This window comes from Magnetococcales bacterium (assembly GCA_015231925.1).
Classification (GTDB): Bacteria; Pseudomonadota; Magnetococcia; order Magnetococcales; family JADGAQ01; genus JADGAQ01.
The window spans coordinates 1-5,629 of the sequence record JADGAQ010000232.1 but is presented as its reverse complement, the minus strand read 5'-3'; the positions used below and the strand labels follow the sequence as shown (position 1 = coordinate 5,629).

At 60.4% G+C, this 5,629-nt stretch carries 5 protein-coding genes; 2 read left to right on the top strand and 3 right to left on the bottom strand.

Annotation, left to right across the window (positions count from 1 at the left end):
- Positions 1–1,596: tetratricopeptide repeat protein (locus tag HQL56_17755; GenBank protein MBF0311365.1), on the top strand; the 1,596-nt coding region annotated here is incomplete at its 5' end.
- A gap of 4 nt (positions 1,597–1,600) precedes the next feature.
- Here HQL56_17755 and HQL56_17750 read toward each other — a convergent pair.
- Both HQL56_17750 and HQL56_17745 read right to left on the bottom strand, forming a co-directional pair.
- Positions 1,601–1,879, bottom strand: coding sequence for a hypothetical protein (locus tag HQL56_17750; protein ID MBF0311364.1), 279 nt, complete (start codon positions 1,877–1,879; stop codon positions 1,601–1,603).
- A gap of 276 nt (positions 1,880–2,155) precedes the next feature.
- Complete coding sequence (locus HQL56_17745; GenBank protein MBF0311363.1) at positions 2,156–3,505, bottom strand: DUF3095 domain-containing protein; 1,350 nt, start codon at positions 3,503–3,505, stop codon at positions 2,156–2,158.
- Between the two features lie 109 nt (positions 3,506–3,614).
- Here HQL56_17745 and HQL56_17740 point away from each other — a divergent pair, with 109 nt between their 5' ends.
- The gene (locus HQL56_17740) at positions 3,615–4,103 is read left to right on the top strand and encodes a rhodanese-like domain-containing protein (protein MBF0311362.1); all 489 of its coding nucleotides are present in this window, start codon (positions 3,615–3,617) and stop codon (positions 4,101–4,103) included.
- An 81-nt stretch (positions 4,104–4,184) separates the two neighbouring features.
- Here the strand turns inward: HQL56_17740 and HQL56_17735 are convergent, their stop codons facing one another.
- Positions 4,185–5,516 carry a bacteriohemerythrin gene (locus tag HQL56_17735; protein ID MBF0311361.1) on the bottom strand — a complete coding sequence of 444 codons (1,332 nt, stop codon included), beginning with the start codon at positions 5,514–5,516 and terminating at the stop codon, positions 4,185–4,187.
- Positions 5,517–5,629: the final 113 nt, after the last annotated feature.

Here is a 5,629-nt window from a genome sequence, read left to right as displayed (position 1 = left end):
GCGGTGGCCGCCTACGATCAGGCCCTGCAACGCGATCCCCGCAATGCCCAGGCCCTGAACAATCGGGGCAACGCCCTCAAGCAGCTGGGGCGACACACCGAGGCGGAAAGCGACTATCGGCGGGCCATGGCCGTCAGCCCCCGCTATGCGGAACCCTATCGCAATCTGGCCGATCTGTTGCGGGAGCGGCAGCTTTTCGCCGAGGCGCTGAACCACGCCCAGCAGGCTTTGCGACTCAATCCCGACTACGCCGACGCCCAACTGGTGCTGGCCGCCGTCTATCGCGATCAGAAACGCTTCAAGGAGGCTCAGGACGTGCTGCGGCACGTTCTGGGGCGATTCCCCCGGCTGCCGGAGGCGCACCTCGCCATGGGGCAGCTGCTGCAAGGCATGGGAGCCCACGCCGAAGCCCTGCCGTGTTATCGCCGGGCCATTCGTCTCAATCCCGACATGCCGGCCAGCTACAACCATCTGGCCATTGCCTTGCGGGAGGAGGGGCAGCTCGACGAAGCCATCACCATCCTGCAACAGTCGGTGACGCGACACCCCAGGGTGCCCGGCACGCTGCGCAATCTGGGTAATCTGCTCAAGGAGGCCTGTCGCATCGACGAGGCCAAAGCAGCCCTTTACCAGGCCGTCTCCCTGGCCCCCCAGGATGCCCAATTGCGCATGGAGCTGGCCTTCACCCTGATTCTCAACGGGGAGTTGGCCGCCGGGGCCAGGGAATACGAGTGGCGTCATCAGGCCATCGACCGCTTGGAGCGCAACTTTCCCAAGCCCGCCTGGGACGGTTCCGATCCCCGGGGCAAGACCATTCTGGTCTACTGCGAACAGGGGCAGGGGGCCAACATCCATTACAGCCGGTATCTGCCGTTGCTGGCGGCGCATGGGGCGCGGATTCTGCTGGAGACCTATCCCAGCTTGAAATCGCTCTTCGCCACCCTTCCGGGTCCGCAGCATCTCTTCGTGCGAGGGCAGGAGAAGCCCGGAGAGTACGATTTGCAGGCCTCCCTGCTTTCCATGCCGCATCTGTTCGGCAGTGAGGTGGAGACGGTTCCCGTCAATCTGCCGCTGTTCGCCATGGATGCCGAGAAGGTGCGACATTGGCGGCAGCGGTTGCATCGGGAGGGGGACCGGCGTTTGAAAGTGGGTATCGCCTGGCAGGGCAATGCCAATTTTGGCGGGGATCGGCATCGTTCGATACCGTTACGTCACTTCCGTCCGCTGCTGGAGGTGGCGGGGGTGCGGTTCATCTCGTTGCAGCACGGTTTCGGGCGGGAGCAGTTGGTGGATCTGCCGGAAGAGCTGATGCCGGAGGATTGGGGCGGGGAGGTGGGGGATTTCGTCGATACGGCGGCGTTGATGGAGAGTCTGGATCTGGTGATCTCCTCGGACACCGCCGTGCCGCATCTGGCGGGGTCGCAGGGCAGACCGACGTGGCTGGTGCTGCCGTTTTGTCCCGATTGGCGCTTCATGCTGGGGCGGGAGGATTCGCCGTGGTATCCCGGCATGCGGCTGTTCCGGCAGTCCGCGCCGGGGGATTGGCCGGAGGTGATGGCGCGGGTGGGCGAGGCGCTACGGCAGAGGGTGGAATAACAAGTCAGTGATGGTCGAGCAGGCAGGTCCAGGAGTGTTTCACCGTATTGACCTCTTTTTCGGTCATAAACGCCCCCAGTTCGGCATGGAATACTTTATAATATTCACACGCATCACACTCTTTGCCGTGTTTCACTTCAAGACATTGCATCTCTTTCGGAGCATGGGCTCCCGCCACAAGCCAGCATACGGCCTCTTGCAGTTTTGGAACGATACACCTGGCTTCAATGCTTCCGCTTTTCGGTTGTTGGCCGCACTGCATCACATCCCAGCATTTACGCATTCGATTCTCCCAACAAGGTTTGATCTCTGTGGGAATGCGAGCAGCCTGTTCGCCGCGCAAGCATCCCGTCGCTGGATGATATGGCCTGGAAAATCGGCGGTTGAGGCAGTGTGAAGACGACGCATTCACGGCCCCAGCTTAACACGGTATTCACGCTTTTGCTACATGACAATGACGTGTTCAGTCCAATCGGTTTCGCTCTCGGAGGTGCGACCTCTGCGACGTTTGCCGGGGGCTGTTGGGCAGGCCGACACCCCGTCGGATGCGGCGGAACGGTCAGGTCAGGCTGGCCGCGCGCTGTTTTTTGAGCATGACGGCGGCGACGGCATAGCCGCCATCCGCGCCATCCACGAAGTGGAACTGGCGTCCCATGCGCTGGTAGACCAGACAGGTCATGTGGGCCTGTTCCGAGGTGTGAAGACCATAATGGAGATCGCCCTGTTGCCGCCATTGCTCCAGCAGGGCGGTCAACTCCAGGCGGCGTCGGGGTTGGCTGGCAAAGATCATGCGCAGCAGTCCGTCGAACTTCTCGCAATCGCTGGTGGCGGCCACCAATGCCGGATACGCCGACCAGTTCGTTCCCTTCCAGGTATGCATCAGAAGTTGGCCGAGGCTGTTTTCCAGACGCAGTTTCCAGCGGCGGACCAGCCGTTGCCAGAGGTTTTGGGCCGGGTGATGCACCCGGTTTTCCAGGTCGAGGGACTGGGCGGCGAAGGTCAGTTTCAGTTGATCCGGAGCGACGGGTCGGCGCTGCCCGGAAGAGCCGCAGAGCGTTTCGATGGCGGCAAGCACCCGGGTATAGACCTCTTTCTGTTCGGCGGGAACGGGGGATCGGGCCTCCACCAGCAGGCTGACCATTTCGCCCTGGGGGCTGAGCAGATTTTGCCAGCGGCATTCCAGTCCCGAGTAGTCGGCCTTTTCGTCCGCTTGCGCTTCCGGCACGCGACAGGCCGTGGCGGACGGATCCTTGAGCAGCGCTTCGGCCAGAGCCAGACCATTGCCCATCATCAGGGCCTGACTGCTCCGTTCCGCCAGGGACAGGCAGGCGACCCGGATCTCCTGTCCGGCCTGATGGATCACCGTCATGGGAATCATGCCGGCCCGCAGGGTCAAGCCGAACTCGTTGCGGGCCAGGCGCACCGTGGCGGACAGAACCTGTCGGGCCGGAGCGGCAAGGGAGGCTGGCAGCAGCAGGGTGGCCCCATCGCCGCCGAAGACGAAGGGCAATTCCATCTCCGGGGCCAGATTGAGCAGTCCGGCGATGGTCATGGCCCCCAACAGGTTGACCTCTTTGTAACGCCCTTGACGAATGGCCTCGGTCGAACCCTGGATATCGCTCATGACCACCAGCCAGGTTTCGGGTACCGGCTGATAATGGTCGAACTGGAAAATCTGGCCAAACTCCCGAATGGGGGGCAGGTGATGGTAAAAAAGCCTGTCATCGTTGAGATTCATCATGAAACCCCTTCGAACCCGTTCGACGGTGCGTGAGGAACGCTGTTTGATGCGGCATTGCGCCGTTCGGGAACAGCTCGCCATGCCGGCATCCGATGCGGTCGTGGCGGAGGCGGGGTCGACAAACCTCCCGATGAGATCGGGAAGGTCCAGGAGGGGAAGGCGGAACATGAGGGGAGAGTCCGTCCCTCTCCGGAAAAGCTTGCCCGACCCTGGTGGCGTTCGATACCATGGTCCCTCTTTCCGGCGGTGAACAACAAACACGGTATTATCCAGGGCCATGTTTCCCTCTTCTTCAACCGGCCAGCTCCCCGTCGACGAACTCCTCGCCAACCCCGGCGGCTACCTGTTGGTCGATGTCCGCGGGGTTTCGAAGGGCGAACCCGCCATCCCCGGATCGCGGCGCGTCTATCTGCTGGATATCGAAGAGCGGCCCGAGGCGTTTTTGCGACCGTTCGCGTCTCAACTGAGCAAACGGCCGCTGCTTTTCTATTGCAGCAAAGGCGAAAGCAGCTACTACCTCCTCGACAAGTTTCCCGACCGATCCCGGCTCCATGCCCTTCAGGGGGGAATGGTATCCTATCTGATGACCATCTCCCGGTTGCTGCACGAACACCCCTATGAGGATCAGAGCAAACGGGGCGAAACCATGGCCAAAATCCTCGCCGCCCTGACCAGCGGAGAGACCGATGCCGACACCTTCCGCAAGATTGTCGATCGGCTGTTGCGCTGCACGCCGAATCCCCGGTTCAAGAAACTGGTGCGCTGAACCAGCCGGGAATCCCTTCCCGACATGTCGGCAAGGTCGGTGTCGTCGGGCGTCCCGTCCCGGCGTTCGAAAAGAGGGTCGTTAACCCGTCGACACCTGTACAGAGCCGGCCTGCCGGTCGGAATTCGCCTTCAGTCCGTCCTGTTTGGCATATTTCATGTCTTCAATCATGATGTGGTTCACCAGCCATTTGCTCATCAAGGCGGTCAGTTCGCTGACGATATCGGGTTGTTTTTCATGGATGTAGCGACGGCGCAATTCGGTTACCCTGCCGGCAAAGTGATTGTGCTGTCCGGCGTGGTCCAGGATCAACGTCGCGGGAAAGCCGTTGTCGCGCAGGAAGGTCTCCTCCCGCTGAAAATGTCGGATGGTGTAGTTGAACAGTTCGTAAAGTACCAGTTCCACCGTAATGCTGTCGAAGCGTTTCTGTACGATATCGATTTCGTTGATCAGTCGGATGATGCCTTTGTGATCATTATCCAGATCCGGCACGCCCACGGACATCTCCCGGGTCCAGGTGATGACCGGCAGCTCCTTGTGATGCGCGATGACCTCAAGAAAAGCGGCTACCACCTTGGGATCGAACGATTTGCCGGATTCGTTGCGGATGAAAGCCAACGCCTTCTCTTCGGACCACGGCTCCTTGTAGGGACGCCAGGAGGTGAGGGCATCGTAAACATCGGCCACCATGACGATTCGGGCCTCCAGGGGAATGTCCTCTCCCGCCAGACCGTCGGGATAACCCCCGCCCTGATACTGTTCATGGTGGGATCGGGCGATACGGGTGGCCATTTCCAGGTAGGAGTCGACCTCCTGCAGATCTTTGGCATTCTTCAGATAGGTGCATCCCGCCGCGGAATGTTCCTGCATGATGCGGCGCTCCTCGGGGGTCAGGGGGCCCGGTTTCAGCAGGATGCGGTCGGGGATGCTCACCTTGCCCACGTCGTGCAACATGCTGCACAGGGCAATCTGCTCCAGAAATATGTCGCTGATCGCTGCCGTGTTGTCTTCCCGCAGTTTCAGGGCGATTTTCTGCGTGACCCGGGCTACCCGCAGCACATGCTCGCCGGTATTGCTGTCCCGTTTTTCCGCCAAATCGGCCAGGGACATGATGATGGCCCGATTGGAACGCTGCAGGGCGCTCATCTCCACCTGTTGCTTCTGGGTCATGAGCTGGCTTTGGCTCAATTCCCGTTCGGCAACCAGGCGTTTGTCCACTTCGTTGATAATCAGGCGTAAAATGCGCCGGCCTGCGGTAAGGCCGATCCAGGCCAGGGTCAGGACGATTCCCAGCAGAATCCATTCATCCTCCTGCCGTTCCCGGATCAGGTGTTGGCCAATCATCTTGGCGGCCTCTTCGTGACCTTTACGCAAGGCTTCTGCTTCGGAGACGAGAATTTCGATCTCTTCCACAGAGGACTCAAAAAAAGAATCAATCAATTCGGAGGTTTTGGTCCGTTTCCAGATTTCATTGATTTTTTTCAGTTGATGCCTTGCTTGCTGATGTTGAACCCACAGGACGGTAT

What these genes read in the sequence shown, in the direction of transcription:
- HQL56_17750 (MBF0311364.1), bottom strand. Translation starts at nt 1,879, where the DNA reads ATGCGTAAATGCTGGGATGTGATGCAGTGCGGCCAACAACCGAAAAGC.
- HQL56_17745 (MBF0311363.1), bottom strand. Translation starts at nt 3,505, where the DNA reads ATGTTCCGCCTTCCCCTCCTGGACCTTCCCGATCTCATCGGGAGGTTT.
- HQL56_17740 (MBF0311362.1), top strand. Translation starts at nt 3,615, where the DNA reads ATGTTTCCCTCTTCTTCAACCGGCCAGCTCCCCGTCGACGAACTCCTC.